A 20,798-nucleotide genomic window follows, 5' to 3' on the forward strand; every position below is an offset into this window, starting at 1 on the left:
GTTCCCTGCAGGGCAAAACAGCTCAGAGCACGGTGATCACGATCGTGCTGCCGGGTTTGACCTTCTTGCCCGCGCCCGGGCTCTGCGCGGCGACGATGTTGAGCCCCAGGTTGAACGGCGCCTTCTCAACCCGGACCACGAAGCCGGCATCGCCGAGGATCTTCTGCGCCTCGGCGGTGGTCTTGCGCTTCACGTCCGGCACCTCGCGCAGCGGCGGGCCGAGCGAGACAACCAGCGAGACCTTGTCCTTGGCGAACAGGGTGCCGCTGTTCGGGCTCTGGCTGATCACGTTGCCCTCGGCGACCTTCTCGTCGTACTGCGTGCTGCGCCCGACGACGAACCCGAGCTTGCGCAGCGTCTTGTTCGCCTCCTTGTACGACTTGCCGGTCAGGTCCGGCACGGTGATCGGCCGTTTCCCCTTGCTGACCGCGAAGTTCACCGCGGTCCCCGGCTTCACGACCGTGTTGAACCGCGGGCTGATCGCGATCACCCGGCCCTGCGGCACGGTCTCGCTGTACTGCTCGTTGATCTGCCCGGTGATCAACTTGATCGGCGACAGCGCCTGCTGGGCGGCATCGAGCTGCAGGCCGACGAGCTGCGGCACCCGGTACCGCTCCGGACCCTTGGACACGGTGAGACCGATGTCACCGTTCTTCCGGATCCGGTCGCCCGCCTTCGGGTCGGTGCTCATGACGTGACCCGCCTTCACGTCCTCCGAGTAGTCCTGGTTGTCCAGGACCGTATGCAGACCGGACTCTTCGGCCTTCGCCGTCGCGGCGGCGGGCTCCAGGTTCACGAGGTCGGGCGCGGTGGTGTAGCGCTGAATTCCGTAGTACCAGGCTCCGGTGCCGATCGCGATCGCGGCCGCGATGATCGCGATCAGTGCGATCGGGCCGCGCGACTTGCGCTGTGGTGGCGCCTTGACCGGAGGTGGTGTCTTGGCCGGCGCACCGGTCGGCCGTCCATGCTCCACCGGTACGACGATGGTGTCGTGGCGGATCTCACCTGAAGGCTCTCCCCGCGTGTAGCCGTCGTCGTACCCGCTGTCCTGCCGGATCTGCTGGATCGGCACGGTCAGGTCGCCGGTCAGCTCCGGGTCGTCCGGGAGCCCTTCGTCGAGCGCGCTGCGCACCCGGTGCACCTGCCGGCTGAACACCCGCGCGTCGGTCGGTCGCAGGTCCCGGTCCCGCGCGGTCGCGCGCTGCACGAGCGCGTCGACGTACGGCGGGATGCTCGGCTGCTCGAGCGACGGCGCAGGTACGTCGGCGTGCACGTGGGCGTAAGCGACCTGGATCGGGGTGTCCCCGGAGTGCGGCTTGTTTCCGGTGAGCATCTCGTACAGCAGGATGCCGGCCGAGTACACGTCCGAGCGGGCGTCGGCGCTGCCGTCGGTGACCAACTCCGGCGCCAAGTACGACACAGTGCCCATCAGCAGGCCCTGAGTCGCGGTGTTGCCGCTGGCACTGACCGCCCGGGCCAGACCGAAGTCGGCGACCTTCACTGTGCCCTTGTCGGAGATCAGCACGTTCTCGGGCTTGATGTCGCGGTGCACGATGCCGGCGTCGTGCGCGGCCGACAGGGCGGACAGGACCGGGGCGAGCAGGTCGAGGGCGCGGGCGGGGGACAGCGGCGCCTCGTCGCGGATGACGTCGCGCAGCGTCCGGCCGCGCACGTACTCCATGGCCAGGAACAGCGTGCCGTCGTCGTCGCCCTGGTCGAAGACGGCCACCACGTTCGGGTTCGACAGCCGGGCGGCGGCGCGGGCCTCGGCCACGAACCGGCGGGTGAACTGGGCGTCGTCGCCGAGCCCGTCGTGCATCACCTTGAGCGCGACGGTGCGGTCCAGGCGCATGTCGAGCGCCTGGTAGACGGTGGCCATGCCACCCTTCGCGACACGCACGCCCACGCGGTACCGACCGTCGAGCACTCGCCCGACGAGGCGGTCGCTGACCTGCGTGTCCACGTCGTCCGTCACCTGCCGTGAGCCGCCTCTCCCCAAACCGTTCTGCAGAGAGTGTAGATAACAGCTCAGCGTGCCTGGCTCAGGCTCACCGCAGCGGATCCCACCCGCGTTCGAGCTGGGCCTTGATACGCAGGACGTTCTTCACGTAGAGCTTCGTGTCGGGGTACATGCCGTTCTTCTTCACGCCGCCGAGGCCCTGGTAGTAGCCGGCCACTGCGATGTCGAGCCGGGCGGCGCCGCTCAGGCGGCTCAGCAGGACGACGCCGGCGGTCACGTTGTCGCGGGGCATCAGCAGGTCCAGGTCGCGCCCGACGAGCCGGGAGGCGAACCGGCCGGTCGACGGGATGACCTGCATCGCGCCGATCGCGTTCGCGGGCGAGACCACGCGCTGCTTCCAGCCGGACTCCTGCCAGCTGACTGCGAGCGCCAGCTCCGGGTCGACACCGTAGCGCTGCGAGGTGCTCACGATCAGTGACCGCATCTGGGCTCGCGTCGGCAGTTTGCGCTTCTTCAGCGTCGCCCGGTTCCGGTTGGCCTGCGCGACGATGTGGTCGGCGTACGTCCGGCCGGCGAACGTGTTGTCGGTCCGAGCCTTCGGGCGGATCTTCACCGGGACCTGCAGTGGCTTGCCGGCGTAGATGCGAGCGCCGGACTTGAGCCCGTTCGCGGCGAGCAGGTTCGCTTGCGAGCACTTGAAGCGCTTCGCGATCGCGGACACGGTGTCGCCCGGCTTCACGACGTACGTCACCCGGCCGAGCTGGGAGCGCTTCGCGGGCGTCTTCGCGGTGCTCTTCGACGAGCCTTGCCCCGCGCCCTTGGCGGGAACCTTGAGGACCTCGCCTGCGTAGATGGCGTTGCCGTTGCCGGGCAGATGGTTCAGCGCGACCAGCGTCGAGACCGTCGTGCCGTAGCGTCCGGCGATGTGGCTCAGGGTGTCGCCCTGCTTCACCTTGTACGCGCCCCAGCCCGGCGAACCGGCCGTGATCACCGCCGCCGCCAGCACCGGCACGGCCAGTCCGCTCAGAATCCGTACGACGTTGCGCATCGCAACCAACTCCCCGTGTGAACGTCACTTGACCGTATGTGCTGGTACGGATGTGACAACAGGGGCGAATGGGGTTGGTGTTACGCCTGTAACGTAAAGGTTACAATTCAAGGCTGAACTACATCGTTGTCGTTCACAATCTTTCCGGTTGCTGCGGGCAACGGTGAGTCAGTGACCGAACCGGGCGGCCAGGAACGGCTTCCCGAGGTCGGGCAGCGTTCCGGTCCGCACGGTCTCGGCGAGGACCTGTGCGGTGACCGGCGTCAGCAGCACGCCGTTGCGGTAGTGCCCGGTTGCCCAGAGCAACCGATCCAGCCCGGACGGCCCGAGCACCGGCGCGTTGTCCGGCGTCGCGGGCCGGAGTCCGGCGATCGACTCGACGAGTTCGAGTTCGTCGGTGACCGGCAGGACGGTCCGCGCGTCGCGGAGCAGTGCGAACACGCCGCCGGCGAGCACGCGGGTGTCGTAGCCGAGCTCGGTGCTGGTCGCCCCGACTACGAGCTCACCGCCAGGCCGCGGGACCAGATAGACGGAGAAGCCGCGAGCTGTCGCGCGCACGGTGTGGTGCAGGGCCGGCCGGTACGCCTCCGGGACGCGCAGCCGCAGTACCTCACCCTTTACCGGACGCACCGGCGGGCGGAGCTCCTCGGGTATGCCGCCCAGCTGCGACGTCCACGGCCCTGCCGCCGCGATGATCTGCCCCGCGTGCACTGTGTCGCCGTTGTCCAGCTGTACGCCGACAGCCGTTGCCCCGGAGGTGATGACCCGTGTGACGCGCCGGCGGATGAGCTCGACGCCGGACAACTCCACGGCACGCAGGAGAGTGGCCACGGCCTGCCTGTTGTCGACGGAGTGATCACCCGGAACCCAGACCCCGCCGGAGACGCCCGTGGCGAGCATGGGTTCGCGGCGGCGGGCGTCACGGCCGGACAGCACCTCCACCTCGAGCCCGAGCCTGCTCTGGTAGTCGGCGACCCGGCGGAGCACCGACATGTCGTCGACGTCGTACGCGACCGACAGCGTCCCGGTCTGGTGCAGCCCGGCGGCTTGGCCGGTCAGTTCCTCCAGCTCGCCGGCGAAGGCGGGCCAGGCCTTGACGGACGCGAGGTTGAGCGCCAGCAGGTCGTCCTCGCCGAACTCGACCTCGGTGACCGGAGCCAGCATGCCGGCGGCGACATTCGACGTCTGCGCACCTGGCGTGGGGTCGCAGACCGCCACTTGTACCCCGTCCGAGGCCAGCCGCCACGCTGTCGCGAGCCCGATCAGTCCGGCGCCGATAACCACCACGTCAGGCATGCCCTCAACCCTACTTCCGGGCGGACATGGCAGGCTTTGGGGTGTGACTGACCACACCGACCGTCTCGCTGATGCCCGGCTCTACCTGTGCACGGACGCCCGTGAGAAGCAGGGCGACCTCGAACAGTTCCTGGACGCCGCACTGGCCGGTGGCGTGGACATCGTGCAGCTCCGGCAGAAGGACATGGAGGCCGCGGACGAGCTGGCCGCGCTGGAGGTGTTCGCGGACGTGTGCAAGCGGCACGGCAAGTTGCTGGCCGTCAACGACCGCGCCGACATCGCGTTCGCCGCCGGAGCCGACGTACTGCACCTGGGGCAACGTGACCTGCCGGTGCACGCCGCGCGCGCGATCACCGGACCGGGGCCGGTCATCGGGCGCTCGACGCACTCGTTCAGTCAGGTGAACGCCGCGGTCGACGAGGTGGGCTCGGACTACTTCTGTGTCGGGCCGACCTGGGAGACGCCGACCAAGCCGGGGCGTCAGGCGGCGGGTCTGGAGCTGGTGTCGTACGCGGCCGGGCGCCGGCAGCCGAAGCCGTGGTTCGCGATCGGCGGTATCGACCTGCAGCGGCTCGACGAGGTCATCGAGGCGGGGGCCACGCGGGTGGTGGTCGTGCGGGCGATCACCGAGGCCGCCGACCCGGAAGCGGCGGCCGCCGAGTTCAGCCGGCGACTGAGGGTGGCTGGGTGATCAACAACCCGAAGGCCGCGCGGATCGTCGCGGTCGTGGTGATCGCGATGCTCGTGATCACGCTGGCGGCTTCGCTGTTCGGGTGTGCGGCCGGCACGGCCGAGAAGAAGCCGGACGTCGACGCGGAGAGCGGTCTGCGGATCGTCGCCACGGCGGACCTCCCGAAGGAGGCGCAGGACACGCTGAAGCTGATCGAGCAGGGCGGCCCGTACCCGTACAGCCGCGACGGCGTCGTCTTCGGCAACCTGGAGAAGATCCTGCCGAAGCACGACCGCGGCTACTACCACGAGTACACCGTGAAGACGCCGGGCGAGAAGGACCGCGGCGCCCGCCGGATCGTGACCGGGAGCGCCGGCGAGCGTTACTACACGGACGACCACTACAAGTCCTTCCGCCGGATCGCGGAAGACGGGGGAACCTCATGACGTCACTGCGCGCCCTGCTGGAGGAAGGGCTGCGGCCCGGGGTCTACCGCTGGCCGGATGCGCCCGGCGCCGACGACGTACGTCGTGATGCTTTGGCGGAGGGTTTCGGGTTCGTGCTGCTCGACACCGGCGAGATCCACGACAAGGCCGGCTTCCTCGACCTGTGCGCGACCGCGTTCGACCTGCCGCGCTGGTTCGGCCGGAACTGGGACGCGCTCGCTGACTCGCTCAGCGACCGCTCGACCGGCGCGCCCGAGGTCGTGCTCTGGACGGGCCTGCGCCATCTGCTCGACCACGACCACGACACCGTCGACGTCGCGCTGCAGATCTTCGCCGAGGACACCACGAACTCCGGCCAGCTCCGCGTCATCGTCGCGGAGCGGACCACCCCCGACCTGCTCAGCTCACTCCCGGTCCTCTAAGCCCTAGCTGCTCGGTCAGCTCGTCGAGGTCCGTGGCGAACAGCAGGTTGCGGCCGCGGTTGCTCTCCCGCACCCAGTCCGCGAGCGGTTTGCTCGCCGCCACCCGGCCCGAGATGTCGCCGACGACGGCCAGGCCCATCCGGTACATGACGAACTTCTGGGTGATCGCGCCGGCCCGCCCGGAGCGCAGCTCGAAGAAGTCGTCGCCGACCTGCTCCGGCGTGAACGCGATCCACTCGGCCGCGTGCGCGTAGTGCGCGTCGACGATGAGCTGGACGACGTCCAGCTCGTCGCCGAGCGGCGTCTCGCTGACATGTACCCGTGGCATGTGCCCGAAAATACCCTAAATGCCTGAATCTGACTATTTATAGGGAATTCTAAGGAACGTGCTTTACGCTGAGCAGATGGCCCAGGAGCTGTACTCGGTGGAGCAGGTCGCGAACCGCCTGGGGCTGCACGTCCGCACGATCCGCAACTACGTCCGCGACGGACGCCTGAAGGCGGTCCGGATCGGCAAGCAGTACCGGATCACCCGCGAGGACCTCGAGAAGTTCACCGGGACGCCGACCGCTGTCGTCGAGGTCGACCGCTCCGCCCGGCACGTCGAGGCGTCGAGCATCGTCCACATCGACGCCGTCGACCGGGCCACCGCGGACCGCCTGAGCACGCACATCCACGGCGCGCTGAACCAGCCCGAGGCCGTGCACCTCAAGGCCGAGACGATCTACGACGAGGACCGGGCCGTCCTGAAGGTCATCATCCTCGGCGACCTCCCCGCCACCGCGGACCTCTTGCGGCTCATCAACCTGCTGGCAGATCAGTAGCTACACGACGCGCGAAGTGGCGGCGACGACCAAGTCGGTGAGGGCCTTCCGGGCGACGTCGTCCGCGATGGCGGCCTGGTCGAGGGCGTAGAGGGCGTCCTCGGTGCGGTCGGTGATCAGGTCCTCGCAGGCTTGCACGGCGCGGGAGTCCTGGAGGATCTCGCGCAGCAGCTGGATCTCGTCGTCGTCCAGGTCCGGGCGGCCGAAGAGCCGGTCGAACTCGGCCAGCTGGGTCTCCGACGCGTGGTCGACGGCGTACGCGATCAGGACCGTCCGCTTGCCCTCGCGCAGGTCGTCCCCGGCGGGCTTGCCGGTGACGGCCGGATCGCCGAACACGCCGAGCAGGTCGTCGCGCAGCTGGAACGCCTCGCCCAGCGGCAGCCCGTACCCGGACAGCGACGTGATCAGCCGCTCGTCCCCGCCGCCGAGTGCGGCGCCGATGTGCAGCGGCCGCTCGATCGTGTACGTCGCGGACTTGTAGCGCAGCACCCGCAACGCCAGATCCATGTCCGACTCGCCGCTGGCCTGCGCGAGCAGATCGAGGTACTGGCCGGCCGTCACCTCGACCCGGACGGCGTCGAAGTACTGCTCCGCGCGGGCCAGCGCAGCCGCGTCGAACCCGGACGTGTGCAGCAGCTCGTCGGCCCAGATCAGGCACAGGTCGCCGAGCAGGATCGCGGCCCCGACCCCGAATCCGACCGGATCCGCGCCGTACCCCGACTGCGCGGCGCGCTCCCGCTGCAGCGCCTCGAACCGGCGGTGCGCGGCCGGCGCGCCCCGGCGTACGTCGGAGGAATCCATCACGTCGTCGTGCACCAGCGCGCTGACGTGCAGCATCTCCAGGCTCGCCGCGGCCGCCAGGATCGGCTGCGCGGGATCACCGCCCGCGGCCCGGAAACCCCAGTAACAGAAGGACGGACGCAGCCGCTTGCCGCCGCTGGTCGCCTCCCGCGCGGCCTGCACCTGCTCGGCCAGCTCCGGGCCGATCGCGGTCAGCCGCTCCTCCTGCCGGTCCAGGAACCGGGTCAGCACCTGCTGGATCCCGGCCGGGACATCCACATCGCCATCCACATCTCGGGCCACGTCTCGGAGCGTAGTCGGTCGGCAGACGGCAGCGGCCACCGCGGGTAACCTGAACGCCATGGCGAACGGACTTCCCTCGACGCTTCCCGGCGGTGCGCCGACCATCCGTGAGCTGCTCGCGTCCGGCGACCGGTCGTTCTCGTTCGAGTTCTTCCCGCCGAAGACACCCGAGGCGGAGGAGGTGCTGTGGCGCTCGATCCGCGAGATCGAGCAACTGCGACCGACCTTCGTGTCGATCACGTACGGCGCCGGCGGCACCACCCGGGACGGCACCATCCGGGTCACCGAGCGGGTCGCGCAGGACACCTCGCTCACCCCGCTCGGCCACCTGACCTGTGTCGCGCACTCCCGCGACGAGCTCCGCTCGGTGATCGGCGCGTACGCCGGCTCCGGGGTCCGCAACATGCTCGCGCTGCGCGGCGACCCGCCGGGCGGCCCGAACCAGCCGTGGGTCGCGCACCCCGAGGGACTGAACCACGCGATCGAGCTGGTCGAGCTGATCCGTTCGCTCGGCGACTTCTGCGTCGGCGTCGCCGCCTTCCCGGACAAGCATCCGGAGGCGGACTCGCTCGAGGCCGACGCGCAGGTGCTCGCCGCGAAGGCGCGGGCCGGCGCCGACTACGCGATCACGCAGATGTTCTTCGGCGCCGACGACTACTTCCGGCTCGTCGACCGGGCCGCCGCGCTCGGCTGCGACATCCCGGTCCTGCCCGGCATCATGCCGGTCACGAACATCAAGCAGATCCAGCGGATGGCCGACCTCACCGGCATGGCGTTGCCGGCCGCCGTCACCGGCCGGCTGCTCGCGGTCGAGGACGACCCGGCCGCCGTCCGCGCGGTCGGCATCGAGATCGCGACCGAGTTGTGCGAACGTTTGCTTGCCGGCGGAGCTCCCGGCATCCATTTCATTACGCTGAACAGATCCACCGCGACCCGACAAGTTTTCCTCAACCTCAAGGCGTCCGTCGTATCCTGACGCAATGGCTGACCCGTCGGACCTGTTGATCGATCGCACGCTCGTCCTGCTCCGGCACGCGAAGGCGGTGCCGCCGGAGACGATGCCGGACTTCGAACGTCCGCTGTCCGACCGCGGCCGCGCCGACGCGGGCGCGGCCGGCCGGTACCTCGTTGCCCAGGGCATCGAACCGGACCTGGTGCTGTGCTCGCCGTCGAAGCGCACCCGCGAGACCTGGAAGTACGTCGCCGAGGCCGGCGTCACCGCCAAGGACGTCTGGTACGACAAGCGTGTCTACAACGCCGACAGCGAGAGCATCCTGGACGTGATCCGCGAGGCCCCGGCCGAGGCCCGCACCGTGGTCGTCGTCGGCCACGGGCCCGGCATCCCGTGGCTCGCCGACGAGCTCGCGCTGGACGGCACCAGCCCCGAGCGCGTCGAGCTCACCCAGAAGTACCCGACCACCGGGCTGGCGGTCCTGCACCTCACCTGCCACTGGGCCGACCTGTCCGCGAACGACGCCGACCTGGTGTCCTTCGTCGTACCCCGCGCCTAGGGCATGTCTAGGACGGCAGCCAGCGGGTGCTGCTGTTGACGGTGATCAGCCGCTGCGTCGCCCTGGTCAGGACGACGTAGAGCGCCCGGACACCGCCTAGCGTGTCGCTGACGATCCGGTCCGGTTCGACGACGACCACCGCGTCGTACTCGAGGCCCTTGGAGTGGAGCGGGCTGACGGCGACGACCCGCGGGTCGTTGAGCTCGGCCAGGACCGGATCGACCGCCGGACGCAGCGCCGGCGGCACGATGACGCCGACGGTGCCCTCGACGAGCTGGAGCAGCTCGACCGCGGCGTCACCCGCTGCCTGGGAGACCTTGCCGGCGTCGAAGACCCGGTGCTCCGGCTCGACCCCGGTACTGCGGACCGCGTTCGGCAGGTCCGCGTCCGGGACGGACTGCCGGATCACCTCACCGGCGAACGAGTAGATCTCGGCCGAGTTCCGGTAGTTGGTGGACAGCCGGAACGCGTGCCGCTGCAGGTGCGACAGCATCGAGTCCATCGCGGCTCGCGCCTCGTCCGGGTCCGGCCACGAGCTCTGCGCCGGGTCGCCGACGATCGTCCAGCTGGCCTGCGGTCCGCGCCTGGTGACCATCCGCCACTGCATGGGGGAGAGGTCCTGTGCCTCGTCCACCAGCACATGCGCATACTCGTCCGGCTCCTCCGCCTCCCGGGCGGCGGCGGCCCGGGCCCGGCGCTCCGAGCTGGTCAGGACTTCGTTGACTCCGTCCGACAGCCCTTCCAGCCAGTCGAACTCGTCGTCCTTGTTCTCCACGATCGGAGGACGGCCCAGGAAGGTGCTCAGCTCGTCCAGCAAGGCGACGTCGGCAATCGTGAACTCTGCTGTCGAGCGGATCGCCGTGGCGAGGGTGTCGACCTCGGTGGGAGTCAGGTCGTTGCGCGCCCAGCGCTGGAGGCGGCGTGCGTCCCCGAGCCAGCGCAGCACGGCTTCCGGGCTCAGCACCGGCCACCACTGGCTGAAGAACGTCCGGAACGCCGGAGTGTCGGCGACACGGTCACCGAACGCCTCACGGTCGCCGAGCGGACCGGTCCGCAGGTCCTCCGGGAACCGCTGCCACAGTGCGGCGATCAGGCCCTTGCGCGCCTCGGTCGCCGCCCGGTTGCGCGCCGTCCGGCGCAGTGCGTTCCGCCGGACGTTGTCGAGCTGGTTCGCGTCGAGCTCGACCGTTGCGCCACCGAGGAAGACCCGGAGCGTGGTCGGCGCGTTCGGCACCCGGTCGCGCGCGGCCCGCGACAGGACGCCGCGCATCCGCAGCGAGCCCTTGATCGCCGCGGCCGGTGCGTCGTCGACCGCGGTCGCCTTCACGCCGTCGACCAGCTCGCCGACAGCGCGCAGCGAGACCGTGTTCTCACCGAGGCTCGGCAGCACCCGCTCGATGTAGGCCATGAACGCGGCGGACGGGCCGACGACCAGAACGCCGCCGCGCTCGAAGCGCCTGCGGTCGCTGTACAGCAGGTACGCGGCGCGGTGCAGCGCGACCACCGTCTTGCCGGTGCCGGGTCCGCCGCCGATGACCGTGACGCCACGGGCCGGTGACCGGATCGCTTCGTCCTGCTCGGCCTGGATCGTGGCGACGATGTCGCGCATCGTGTGCCCACGGGCCCGGGACAGCGACGCCATCAGCGCGCCCTCGCCCATCACCGGCAGGTCCTGCGGCGCGCGCTCGGGCGCCAGCAGGTCGTCCTCGAGGCCGACGATCCGCGCCCCTTTGTTCCGCAGCACGCGGCGCCGGACGACCTTCTGCCGGTCCGTCGCCGTGGCGCGGTAGAACGGCTCGGCCGCGGGCGCCCGCCAGTCGATCACCAGCGGCTCGTACTCCGCGTCGCGGACCCCGATGCGCCCGACGTACAGCTTCTCGAGGTCGGCCGCGGTCGCGGCGGCCGGCTCGTCGTCGCCGCGGTCGGAGTCGAGCCGGCCGAACACCAGGCCCTCGTGCTCGGCGTCCAGCTCGGCGATCCGGCGGGCGGCGGCGAACACCAGCACGTCCCGCTCGTACAAACCGGTCTGCTCTTCCTCGCGGACCCGGCCGACGTTCTGCGCCTGGCCGCGTTGGTGGCCTTCGACCGCGATCCGGGACGCCGACCGTGCGGCCTCCTCGACCCGGCCGTACACCCGGTCGACATGTTCTTGCTCCGCCGCCAGCTCAGCCCGCTCCACGGTCGCGTGGTCGTCGTGATCGGCCGATGTGGGGGTTTGATCCACCGAGGTCCTCTCTACGGCCGGGACCCGCCCCGACTCAGAACACAGGAACAACCAATCTTAGTTGGCTTACCTGTCCAACCCCACAGGGGTCTCAGGCCTTCCCGATGGCGTCCGCCACGATCGCGGCGCCCAGCGTGGTGGCGGGTACACCGGACCCCGGGTGCGCGCCCGCGCCGACGCAGTACAGACCCTTCACCGGCGACACGTTGGCCGCCCGGCGGCGGGCCGTCCGGTAGCCCTCCCAGGCCACTCCGGCCCACCAGGACGGCGACGTCTGCCGCGACACCACGTTGTCCCGGACGTGCAGACCACGGGCGACCAGCAGATCCAGGACGTCGTCGGTGGGGTAGCCGTGGACCAGCACGGACCAGGCGTGGTGCCCGACCGGCGCGGTGCCGCTGGTGCGGACGACAACGGTCGGCGTCCCGTGCAGCACGGTCTCGAACGGCAACTGCGGGACCGGGTCCTTCAGGCCGAGATGTACGACGTACGCGGCCTGGGCCTGGTGTGTCGAGAGGATCCGCTTGCGCACCTTCTTCGCGACCGGGTCGTCGACGAAGGACTCGTAGAGGACCCGCGGGTCGATGTCGCTCACGACGATGTCCGCGCGCAACTCCTCACCGTCAGCGAGCCGTACGCCGGTGACGGCGCCGCCGGACGTGGAGACGGCGACCACCTCGGCGCTCGTGCGGACCGTGATCCTCCGTTCGCTGGCCCGCTGTACGAGGGCGTCGGCGAGGGCTCCGAAACCGCCTGCGATCGTCCAGCGGCCGAAGGTGCGCTCCAAGTACGACCAGACACCGACGTACCCAGGCGTGAGTTTGGCGTCCGATCCGCCCTGGGCCGCGAAGTGTCGCAGTACGGCGCGGGCCCGGTCGTCGGTCAGCTGGCGCTGAGCGACCTTGTCGAGCGACTGCCACGGCTTGAGGGCACGGAGTGTCTTGATCGGCAGCCTGTCCTCCAGCGGCGGCTCCAGCGAGGTCTTTCGGAGGATCTGCCACGTATCGCCGTACGCGTCGACCAGAGCGGTCCACTGCGCGGCCACAGGTGCACCCGCCAGGTCTGTCCACGCTTCTTCCTGCGCACCGCGATCGCTGACAGGCAGGTCGAGTACTGAGCCGTCGGTGAACATGTGGCGCCGCGGCTCGGACACCGGGTCCAGCTGTACCAGACTCTCGATAGGGCGGCCGCTCTTGCGGAACAGGTCGCGCAGCGCGGCCGGCAGCGTCGTACTGGCCGCACCGGCGTCCCAGGTGAAGCCGTCGGCCTCGACGCGGCCCAGTGCGCCGCCGAGATGCTCATCGCGTTCGCAAACGGTCACTTGGTGGCCCAGCTTGGCCAGCCGCACAGCACTCGCGAGACCGGCCAGACCGGCCCCGACGACAATCACATCGGCCATCAGACAGCACTGCTCCCCGTCACAGGACTACGTTTGTCTCGCCAGGCCTTGAATCTGGCATGTCCGCGCCGGATGAACCGGAACGCGAAGTACACCCCGATCAGGCCGAGAACCAGCAGGACGCCCACGACGACGAGGGCGATCTCCGGATGGAAGGCGGCCAGCGACACCACCCCGGCGACCGCGACGTCCTCACCGGACGACGCGGCGATGTTGGTGACCGGCTCGGGCGAGGTGTTGATCGCGAGCCGCAGACTCGACTTCACCGCGTGCGAGAGCAGCGCCACCACACCGCCGGTCGTCGCGATCAGGGCCTGCTGCAGCGTGCCCGCCTCGCCGGACAGCAGCGCCGCCAGGATCGCGCCGATCGTCGGCCGGATGACGGTCGAGATCGCGTCCCACGCCGAGTCGATGTAGGGGATCTTGTCGGCGACGAACTCGAACGCGAACAGCGCGCCCGCGGCGATCAGCACCGGCGTGGTGGTCAGTGCGTGCGGCACGTCGTCGGCGCCGGCGAACCGGCCCAGCAGGCCAAGGATCAGCACGCAGGCGTAGGCGTTCACGCCACTGGCCCAGCCGGTCGTGACCGCCAACGGCAGCGCTTCCATCGTCGTACTCCGTAATCCCTCTTCGTCAGTATCGAACCCGACGACGTGAGTTTTGGTTAACCGTTGACATCCGCGTCGCCTCGACCCACAGTGACTAGGCTGCCAGTCTGTGTGACCGGCACCCGCCCACGGGTTCAGGAGAACATCATGCTGCGTCGTCCGAAGATTCTTGCCGCACTCGCTGCGGTAGCGCTGCCGGTCGCCTTGACCGGCGTGTCGTTGGGAGGTCCACCAGCCGAGGCGTCCCAACAGGGTGCGCCGTCCCCGTCGTCAACGTCGTCAACAGTCGCCGCCTCGGCGTACAGCGCGGCCGCCGCGAAGTACGGCGTACCGGAGTCGGTCCTGCTGGCCGTCTCCTACGCGGAGTCCCGCTGGGACGACCACGCCGGCGCGCCGAGCACGTCCGGCGGCTACGGCCCGATGCACCTCACCGGACTCGGTGCGTCCGAGGTGGCGGACCTGTCCGGGAAGCAGAAGGTCGCGACCGCCGAGTCGCTGCAGACGCTGCAGAAGGCGTCGGAGCTGACCGGCCTCGACCAAGGCGCGCTGCGCACGGACGTGACCGCCAACATCAACGGCGGCGCGGCGGTGCTCGCGTCGTACCAGAAGTCGCTCGGCCTGCCGCTCGGCGCGGACACCTCGCCCGCCGCCTGGTACGGCGCGGTCGCGTCGTACGCCGAGGCAGGGGACAAGGCCGGCGCCGCGGGGTTCGCCGACGACGTCTACACGATCATGGCCAAGGGCGCGGCCCGGACCACCAACACCGGCCAGCAGATCGTGATGCCGGCGGTAGCGGTGACGCCGGACAAGTCGCAGCTCGGCAAGCTGGCGCTGCCGGCCGGGGTGCAGCCGTCCACGTCGGACGTGGAGTGCCCGGCGTCGCTCGGCTGCGAATGGCTGCCGGCGCCGTACTCGGAGTTCGGTGACGGCGACTACGGCAACCACGACCTGGCGAACCGGCCGGAGACCGGCAAGATCGACTACATCGTCATCCACGACACCGAGGGCGGCTGGCAGGGCGTACTGAACCTGGTCCAGGACCCGACGTACGTGAGCTGGCAGTACACGATGCGCTCGTCGGACGGGCACATCTGGCAGCACGTGAAGGCCAACGACGTCGCCTGGCACGCCGGCAACTGGTACGTGAACATGCACAGCATCGGGATCGAGCACGAGGGCTTCGCGGCCCAGGGCGCGACCTGGTACACCGAGGCGCTGTACCGCAACTCGGCCAAGCTGGTCGCCTACCTGGCCGCCGAGAACGACATCCCGCTCGACCGGGCGCACATCATCGGCCACGACCAGGTGCCGGGCACGGTTCCGTCCACGGTCCGCGGCATGCACTGGGACCCGGGACCGTACTGGGACTGGGAGCACTACATGGACCTGGTCGGCGCGCCGATCTGGGGCAAGTCCGTGTTCCCGGTGAAGGCAGGCTCGATCGTCACGATCAAGCCGGGCTTCGAGGGCAACGTCCAGGTGATCAACAGCTGCGACGCGCCCGGCACGCCGTGCAAGCCGCAGGGCACCAACTTCGTCTACCTGCGCCAGGCGCCGGACGACAACGCACCGCTGGTCAAGGACCTCGGTCTGCACCCGGACGGGTCCAACGGCACCATCGAGGTCTCCGACATGGGCTCCCGCGTCGCAGCGGGTTCGGAGTACGTCGTGGCCGAGCGGCAGGGCGACTGGGTCGCTGTCTGGTACCTGGGCGCGAAGGGCTGGTTCAAGAGCCCGGCGTCCGCACCTGACGCGTTCGCCAAGCCGGGGCTGGTCGTGAAGCCGAAGGCGGGCAGGACGTCGGTGCCGGTGTACGGCCGGGCCTACCCGGAGAAGTCGGCGTACCCGGCCGGCATTCCGTACCAGACGGTGACGCCGCTGCAGTACACGATCGGCGAGGGCCAGGCCTACCCGGTTGGTGACCTGAGCATCGAGACCGACTACTACCGGGCCGTGACGTTCGCCGGCGAGCCGCCGGCGGACCACGTCCAGGTGCTCGGGAAGGACAAGTACTACCAGATCTGGTTCGGCCACCGGATGGCGTACGTCCGGGCCGCCGACGTGGACGTCCGACCGGCCGTCTAATCTGGCTGTCGTGATCGACGAAGCCGTCCAGCCGCTGCTGGACGGCTTCGTCGCGTCTGTCCGTGAAATCGCCGCCGTGGAAGCGATCTGGCTGCACGGCTCGCTGGCGCTGGGGGACTATCAACGGGGGCGCAGCGACCTGGATGTCGTCGCCGTGGTCTCGTCGCCGCCGACCCCGGCAGTGGCCGAACTGCACCAGGAGCTGATGCGCTCGGATCCGCTGGCAGCCAAGCTGCACTGCTCCTACATGCTGAGGTCGCAGCTGGCCGACCCGTCGGTGCGCCACCCGACGTTCGCCCAGGGCCGGTACTTCGACCGCCCGGTGACGCCGGTGACCCGCCGGGAGCTCGCGATCGGCAACCGAACGCTCTTCGGCCCGGCGCCGGCCGGCCTGCTGCCGCCGACCAGTGACGACGAGCTCTCCGCCTTCATCCGCCGGGACCTGCGCGAGTTCTGGCTGCCGGCCACCCGGAAGCGGTCGAACTGGTACGCCGACATCTGGGTCGACCTCAGCCTGCTCACGATCGCGCGCGCCCATGTGACGCTGGCCACCGGCGACCTGATCACCAAGCGCGCGGCCTTCGACGTCCTGCCCCGCCTCGGAGCTCCCGCGGACGTCGTCGAGGACATCCGGCGCCGCCGCTACGGGCCGGCGTTCCGCACCGGGCCCTGGTGGCGGCACACCCGCGCCGGGCTGACCCGGCGCTTCGTGCGCACCGCGATTCCCGCCGTCCTCAGTTCACGCTGATCGGCGTGCCGTCGGTGAGCTTCAGCAGCTCGCCGTACGTCGTCGGGAACACCGAGTGCGGGATGCCCGCGGCGGCCCAGATCACCGGGTACTGCTCGAGGGCGGTGTCGACGTACGTCGGGACGCGGCCCGGGTGCCCGACCGGGGCGACGCCGCCGATCGACTGACCGGTGTGCTCCTTGACGAACTCCGGCGTGGCCCGCTTCAGCTTCCCGATCCCGAGCTCGGCAGCGACCTTGGCGGTGTCCACGCGGTGCGCGCCCGAGGTGAGGATCAGCACCGGGGCGCCGTCGCCGGCGAAGATCAGGCTGTTCGCGATCGCGCCGACCTCGCAGCCGAGCTCGGCCGCCGCGGCCGCCGCCGTCGGCACCGCCTCGTCGAGGATCACGATCTGACCGGTCGCACCGGCCGCCGCCAGGGCGTCGGCCACCTTCTGCACATTGGGATGACTGCTCACGGGGTGAGCTTAGGCGAGTGCGGCGGCGCCGAACGAAACATTGAAGCGGTCGCACCAGATCACCGCACTGCGGAAGTCGCCGAGCTGAATGTCTTCGGGGATCGCGTAGTTCTGGTTGCCGTGGTTGCCTTTCAGGTCGCCCAGCTTGCGGTACCGCCCGTCGTCGAAGACGTGCCAGCCGGCCTTGCCGGCGACCACCTTCGCGTCGCTCAGCCAGACCTTCAGGTCGGGACCGTCGGAGGTGTCCAGGTTCTCGATCCGGAGGATCCGGCTGCCGTCGGGGAGGGCGAGTACGGCGACCGTGCCGGAGGTGCTGTGTTCGTGCGAGATCAGCTTCCCGGTCAGCAGAACTTTGGTCTGTGGCCCTGACCTCGGTACGGGCTGTGAGGTCGGCTTCGAGGTCGGCTGTGGTGTCGGCTGTTTCGGGGCGGCGGAAATTGTCGGTGGCGTCGTCGACGATGAAGTCGTGGAGATCGGAACAGCGCCCGGCAGCGCCTCGTCGACGACCTTGTCGGTGACGAGCCGCCACGGCTGGAAGAGCGGCAGCGCGATCGCTGCCACCACGACGGCGACCGCCGCCGCGGCCGTTCCGGCTGCCCGTTTCCGCATCGTTCGTCCCTCCGTCCCGGAGCTTCCAGTCTGGGGCCCGGACCGCGCCCCCGGCGGCGCGCCGGGCTTACGGAACGTTGACGACTGTCGGCGGACGGCGATACGCTTCCCTTGTTCGAACAGATGTTCGATTACCTCGGACCCGGTTTCGTCGGGAGGCCGGACCGAGGTGGACCGGACAACTGGACGGCTCCGGTGCGGAGTTGCGGCCGCATCGGAATCCGGTGGTCCCGGCGGGTCCGGCACCGGGGTGGTCCTCGACCCCCACCCCGTGCCCACCCGCCGGGCCGCCGACTCGGGGCCGGTGGTGATCAGGAGGCGATGGGACATGTGGGAGTTCGACGACGCCGTCGAGGTGCACTCGATCGCGGTGGACGGTGTGCAGGTCCCCGACCAGTTCCTCTGGCGCGGCCGCCTCTGGCGGGTCCGCGCGGTCAGGTCCCAGTGGACCGAGACCGCGGCCTGGTGGGAGCGCGGCGTCATCGGCACCGGCGACACCCACGATCCGCACGCCGCCCGCACCGACTTCGCCGGCGCCACCTCTGCGTACGACGCCCGCGCCGACCGCGCGTTCGACCGGATCGACCCACGGGCCGACTCACGGGCCGACCGCCGAGCAGCGGGTGTCGATTCGCTGGCCCGGATCGACGCGGTCGCCGTCGCCGAGGCCTGCTCGGCGGCCCGCGCCGCGGCCCGTCCGGCCCGGGCGCACCCAGTCGGCGTGGCAGCGGCGGCCAACCCCCGCTCGCGCCCCGCTGCCACGCTTCCCGCTGCCACGCTTCCCGCTGCCACGCTTCCCGCTGCCACGCATCCCGCGGGCACGCGTTCCGTCGTCGCCACTCCGGCGGCCGTCGGGGTGCTGGACGCCGACTGGGGACCGGAGCGCACGGTCTTCCGGGTGGACGCCGGCTGCGGCCGGAGCGGCCGGCAGGAGATGTTCGATCTCGCCCACGACCCGGACTCGGGCCGTTGGCAACTGGAGAGGGTGACCGACCGATGACTGTTTCACCGGTGTCACCGGCCGCCGCCGGCGCGGCCGGCCGAGAGCTGTTTCGTGCCCGCGCCGCCCTGGCCGAGGCGACGGAGACCAACGACCATCTGATCCGCTACTCGAGCGCCCACGTCGCGGCGCTCCGGGTGGCGGCCGCCGTGCTCGCCGTCCGTGCCCGCCCGGTCCGGTCGGGCAGCCGCCGGCGAGTCCAGCGCAACGCCTGGGTGCTGCTCGCCGAGGTCGCGCCCGAGTTCGGCGAGTGGGCCACGTTCTTCGCCGCCGGCGCCGCCCAGCGCGCCGCCGCCGAGGCCGGGCTGGAGCGCGCCGTCAGCACCCGCGAGGCGGACGACCTGATCCGCGCCGTGGAGACGTTCTACACCCAGGTGGAGGCCAGCCTGCGGTTGTCCACCACCCCGGTGCTCACCGCGACCACCGACCCGCAGTCCGTCCTGACCCAGTCTTGGATGCAAGCCAGCTGAGGCGCGCATCCGTCCCGCGTTGAGGAGATCCCGACCGTGAGCGAACCCTCCCGAGGCCTCGGCAAGGACCTGTGTGGTCGTGTCCACGCCCTCACCGGCGCCGAGTGCTACCTGCCGGACACCCACTACCCACGTCCCCACCAGGCGTTGTCCGGCGACTCCTGGCACGACGGCTTGTGCACGCAGTGCGCGGGTTCCGGCATCCAGGCCGACGTCCTCTGCCCGACCTGCAACGGCACCGCCTTCGAGCCCCTGATCCTGCCCGACAGCTACCAACCCGGCTGAGTCCGCCGAAAGGTGTTCATCCGTCGGCCGGGCAGCGTCTAGGGTCGGCGGGGTGAGTGGACTTCCGGTGTTGGATGTCGAGGAGCAGCGGGTTCTCGGGAGCCTGCTGGAGAAGCAGGTCACGGTGCCGGCGTCGTACCCGTTGACGGCGAACGCGCTGCGGACGGCGTGCAACCAGACCAGTAACCGGGACCCGGTCGTCGACTACGACCAGGCGACGGTGGAGCGGGTCGCCCGGGCGCTGCGGGACCGGGAGCTGCTGCGGATCGTCTGGGTGGATGTCGGACGGCGCACGCTGAAGTACCACCAGATCCTCGACGAGAAGCTCGAGCTCGCAGCCGACGAGCGGGCGCTGATCACCGTGTTGCTGCTCCGCGGGGCGCAAGCGCCGGGCGAGCTGCGGACGCGGACCGAGCGGCTGCACAAGTTCGAGGACCGCAGCGACGTCGAGGCGTGCCTGCAGCGGATGGCGGCGCGACCCGACCCGCTGGTGCGGGAGCTGGAGCGTCGTGTCGGACAGCACGACCGTCGCTGGATCCACCTGCTCGGCCCGGTGCCCGAGGCGGAGGCCGCGGTCGCCGTCGAGAGCGTCGACCGTGACACGGTGATCGCCGACGGAGCGGACGAACGTGACGCCCGGGTGCGCTCGGCGTACGACGCCGTCGCGGCAACGTACGCGGACGAGTTGCTCGACGAGCTGGACGCGTTGCCGTTCGAGCGGTGGCTGCTCGACCGGGTGGTTGCCCACGCCAACGGCCGCCCGGTGGTGGAGGTCGGCACGGGCCCCGGGCACGTCACGGCGTACCTGGCCGACCGGGGCGCGGACGCCACCGGCATCGATCTCGCACCCGAGATGATCGCCGAGGCCCGCCGGCGGTTCCCGCACCTGCAGTTCGAGGTCGGCGACCTGCGCCGGCTCGGCCGGCCGCCCGCGAGCTCAGGCTGGGCCGCGGTCCTCGGCTGGTACTCGCTCATCCACCTGGCCGCGTCCGAGCTGCCCGGCGCGATCACCGCGCTGACCCGTCCGCTCGATCCCGGCGGCTGGCTGGTCCTGGCCCTGCACGCGGGCGAAGAGGTCCGGCACGTCGACGAGCTGCTCGGCCACGAGGTCAGCCTCGACTACGTCCTCCACGAGCCGGCGTACGTCGTCGGGGTGGCCGAAGCCGCAGGCCTCACCGACATCGAGTGGTACCTCCGCGGTCCGATCACCGCCCGCGCCGAAACCACCCGCCGCCTGTACGTCATCGGCCGTACGCCGTCCAGCTAGGCCTTGGCGTACGTTTCCGCGGACAGCGACTCGAACTCCAGGCCGACCGCCGGGCCGTCGCCGACGACCCACGCGTCGTGCCCGGGTTCGATGACGTAGGCGCTGCCCGGCAGCAGCCGCGCCTTGGTGCCGTCGTCGTGGACGACCTCCATCTCGCCGGAGAGCAGGGTTCCGACGTGGCGGACCTGGCAGGAGTCGCCGCCGATGACCGGACGGATGCACTCCGACCAGCGCCAGCCGGGCTGGAAGGTGATCCGGGCGACACTGGCGCCCGGCAGCTTCACGACGTCGACGTTCGTCTTGTCCGGGGCCCGTCGCTCGTCCGGCTGGTCGAAGGACTTGCTGAAGATGGCCATGATCCCTCCCTGGTGATCGCATCTCCCCTT

General features: G+C 70.5%; 23 protein-coding genes. 12 read left to right on the top strand and 11 right to left on the bottom strand.

Translation table 11 applies throughout. The annotated features are described in order from the left end of the window. Nucleotides 1-22 precede the first annotated feature (22 nt). From pknB to thiO, 3 genes are all read right to left on the bottom strand, one after another. Nucleotides 23-1,975 carry a Stk1 family PASTA domain-containing Ser/Thr kinase gene (pknB, locus tag ABZX12_RS04795; RefSeq protein WP_355689865.1) on the bottom strand — a complete coding sequence of 651 codons (1,953 nt, stop codon included), beginning with the start codon at nt 1,973-1,975 and terminating at the stop codon, nt 23-25. Nucleotides 1,976-2,048: 73 nt separating this feature from the next. Beyond that, nucleotides 2,049-3,008 carry a LysM peptidoglycan-binding domain-containing protein gene (locus tag ABZX12_RS04800; protein ID WP_355689867.1) on the bottom strand — a complete coding sequence of 320 codons (960 nt, stop codon included), beginning with the start codon at nt 3,006-3,008 and terminating at the stop codon, nt 2,049-2,051. 168 nt (nt 3,009-3,176) lie between these two features. Then, the gene (gene thiO / locus ABZX12_RS04805) at nt 3,177-4,304 is read right to left on the bottom strand and encodes a glycine oxidase ThiO (protein WP_355689869.1); all 1,128 of its coding nucleotides are present in this window, start codon (nt 4,302-4,304) and stop codon (nt 3,177-3,179) included. 43 nt (nt 4,305-4,347) lie between these two features. Between thiO and thiE the strand changes: the two genes are divergently transcribed. Genes thiE through ABZX12_RS04820 form a run of 3 tightly spaced genes read left to right on the top strand, consistent with a single transcriptional unit; the run spans nt 4,348 to nt 5,842 of the window. Beyond that, nucleotides 4,348-4,995 (top strand): thiamine phosphate synthase, encoded by a 648-nt coding sequence (gene thiE / locus ABZX12_RS04810; RefSeq protein ID WP_355689871.1) that lies wholly within the window; start codon nt 4,348-4,350, stop codon nt 4,993-4,995. Beyond that, nucleotides 4,992-5,420, top strand: coding sequence for a ribonuclease (locus tag ABZX12_RS04815; RefSeq protein ID WP_355689873.1), 429 nt, complete (start codon nt 4,992-4,994; stop codon nt 5,418-5,420). The genes thiE and ABZX12_RS04815 overlap by 4 nt, the downstream gene beginning before the upstream one ends. Next, complete coding sequence (locus ABZX12_RS04820) at nt 5,417-5,842, top strand: barstar family protein (RefSeq protein ID WP_355689874.1); 426 nt, start codon at nt 5,417-5,419, stop codon at nt 5,840-5,842. Before ABZX12_RS04815 ends, ABZX12_RS04820 begins: the two co-directional genes overlap by 4 nt. Here ABZX12_RS04820 and ABZX12_RS04825 read toward each other — a convergent pair. Then, nucleotides 5,820-6,170: a DUF4180 domain-containing protein gene (locus ABZX12_RS04825; protein WP_355689876.1), complete on the bottom strand. Its 351-nt coding sequence runs from the start codon at nt 6,168-6,170 to the stop codon at nt 5,820-5,822. The genes ABZX12_RS04820 and ABZX12_RS04825 overlap by 23 nt on opposite strands. Nucleotides 6,171-6,246: 76 nt before the next feature. On the opposite strand from ABZX12_RS04825, the gene ABZX12_RS04830 reads away from it, so the two are divergent. Further along, nucleotides 6,247-6,666 (top strand): helix-turn-helix domain-containing protein, encoded by a 420-nt coding sequence (locus tag ABZX12_RS04830; protein ID WP_355689878.1) that lies wholly within the window; start codon nt 6,247-6,249, stop codon nt 6,664-6,666. Here ABZX12_RS04830 and ABZX12_RS04835 read toward each other — a convergent pair whose 3' ends face one another. Continuing rightward, nucleotides 6,667-7,749, bottom strand: a complete 1,083-nt coding sequence (locus tag ABZX12_RS04835) for a polyprenyl synthetase family protein (RefSeq protein WP_355689879.1) — start codon at nt 7,747-7,749, stop codon at nt 6,667-6,669. Nucleotides 7,750-7,807: 58 nt separating this feature from the next. On the opposite strand from ABZX12_RS04835, the gene metF reads away from it, so the two are divergent. Together metF and ABZX12_RS04845 are read left to right on the top strand one after the other, a co-directional pair. Beyond that, entirely contained in the window at nt 7,808-8,725 is a 918-nt protein-coding gene (metF, locus tag ABZX12_RS04840) for a methylenetetrahydrofolate reductase [NAD(P)H] (protein ID WP_355689881.1), read from the top strand. A 4-nt stretch (nt 8,726-8,729) separates the two neighbouring features. Continuing rightward, nucleotides 8,730-9,260 carry a histidine phosphatase family protein gene (locus tag ABZX12_RS04845; RefSeq protein ID WP_355689883.1) on the top strand — a complete coding sequence of 177 codons (531 nt, stop codon included), beginning with the start codon at nt 8,730-8,732 and terminating at the stop codon, nt 9,258-9,260. A gap of 7 nt (nt 9,261-9,267) precedes the next feature. On the opposite strand, the gene ABZX12_RS04850 is transcribed toward ABZX12_RS04845, so the two are convergent. From ABZX12_RS04850 to ABZX12_RS04860, 3 genes are all read right to left on the bottom strand, one after another. Continuing rightward, a complete protein-coding gene (locus ABZX12_RS04850) occupies nt 9,268-11,484 on the bottom strand; it encodes a UvrD-helicase domain-containing protein (protein WP_355689884.1) in 2,217 nt (738 codons plus the stop codon). Between the two features lie 91 nt (nt 11,485-11,575). After that, entirely contained in the window at nt 11,576-12,883 is a 1,308-nt protein-coding gene (locus ABZX12_RS04855) for an NAD(P)/FAD-dependent oxidoreductase (protein ID WP_355689886.1), read from the bottom strand. Then, nucleotides 12,883-13,491, bottom strand: a complete 609-nt coding sequence (locus tag ABZX12_RS04860; RefSeq protein ID WP_355689887.1) for a DUF4126 domain-containing protein — start codon at nt 13,489-13,491, stop codon at nt 12,883-12,885. Before ABZX12_RS04860 ends, ABZX12_RS04855 begins: the two co-directional genes overlap by 1 nt. 147 nt (nt 13,492-13,638) lie before the next feature. On the opposite strand from ABZX12_RS04860, the gene ABZX12_RS04865 reads away from it, so the two are divergent. Further along, nucleotides 13,639-15,576: an N-acetylmuramoyl-L-alanine amidase gene (locus ABZX12_RS04865; protein ID WP_355689889.1), complete on the top strand. Its 1,938-nt coding sequence runs from the start codon at nt 13,639-13,641 to the stop codon at nt 15,574-15,576. Nucleotides 15,577-15,586: 10 nt separating this feature from the next. After that, nucleotides 15,587-16,324, top strand: a complete 738-nt coding sequence (locus tag ABZX12_RS04870) for a nucleotidyltransferase domain-containing protein (protein WP_355689890.1) — start codon at nt 15,587-15,589, stop codon at nt 16,322-16,324. Here the strand turns inward: ABZX12_RS04870 and ABZX12_RS04875 are convergent. Together ABZX12_RS04875 and ABZX12_RS04880 are read right to left on the bottom strand one after the other, a co-directional pair. Continuing rightward, a complete protein-coding gene (locus tag ABZX12_RS04875; protein ID WP_355689892.1) occupies nt 16,311-16,781 on the bottom strand; it encodes a YbaK/EbsC family protein in 471 nt (156 codons plus the stop codon). The two genes, ABZX12_RS04870 and ABZX12_RS04875, sit on opposite strands and share 14 nt — an antisense overlap. Before the next feature lie 9 nt (nt 16,782-16,790). Further along, on the bottom strand, nt 16,791-17,390 hold the full coding sequence (locus ABZX12_RS04880) for a DM13 domain-containing protein (RefSeq protein ID WP_355689894.1): 600 nt from the start codon (nt 17,388-17,390) through the stop codon (nt 16,791-16,793). Nucleotides 17,391-17,718: 328 nt separating this feature from the next. Between ABZX12_RS04880 and ABZX12_RS04885 the strand changes: the two genes are divergently transcribed. The 4 genes from ABZX12_RS04885 to ABZX12_RS04900 are packed head-to-tail and all read left to right on the top strand — an operon-like array spanning nt 17,719 to nt 20,412. Continuing rightward, complete coding sequence (locus ABZX12_RS04885) at nt 17,719-18,390, top strand: DUF6504 family protein (protein ID WP_355689895.1); 672 nt, start codon at nt 17,719-17,721, stop codon at nt 18,388-18,390. After that, nucleotides 18,387-18,860 (top strand): SAV_6107 family HEPN domain-containing protein, encoded by a 474-nt coding sequence (locus tag ABZX12_RS04890; RefSeq protein WP_355689897.1) that lies wholly within the window; start codon nt 18,387-18,389, stop codon nt 18,858-18,860. The genes ABZX12_RS04885 and ABZX12_RS04890 overlap by 4 nt, the downstream gene beginning before the upstream one ends. A gap of 36 nt (nt 18,861-18,896) precedes the next feature. Further along, the gene (locus ABZX12_RS04895; RefSeq protein WP_355689899.1) at nt 18,897-19,145 is read left to right on the top strand and encodes a hypothetical protein; all 249 of its coding nucleotides are present in this window, start codon (nt 18,897-18,899) and stop codon (nt 19,143-19,145) included. Between the two features lie 52 nt (nt 19,146-19,197). After that, the gene (locus ABZX12_RS04900; protein ID WP_355689900.1) at nt 19,198-20,412 is read left to right on the top strand and encodes a DUF480 domain-containing protein; all 1,215 of its coding nucleotides are present in this window, start codon (nt 19,198-19,200) and stop codon (nt 20,410-20,412) included. On the opposite strand, the gene ABZX12_RS04905 is transcribed toward ABZX12_RS04900, so the two are convergent. Next, on the bottom strand, nt 20,409-20,768 hold the full coding sequence (locus tag ABZX12_RS04905) for a cupin domain-containing protein (RefSeq protein ID WP_355689901.1): 360 nt from the start codon (nt 20,766-20,768) through the stop codon (nt 20,409-20,411). The genes ABZX12_RS04900 and ABZX12_RS04905 overlap by 4 nt on opposite strands. Between the last annotated feature and the right edge of the window lie 30 nt (nt 20,769-20,798).

The sequence above is a fragment of the Kribbella sp. NPDC003505 genome (genome assembly GCF_040610875.1).
In the GTDB taxonomy this organism is placed as follows: domain Bacteria; phylum Actinomycetota; class Actinomycetes; order Propionibacteriales; family Kribbellaceae; genus Kribbella.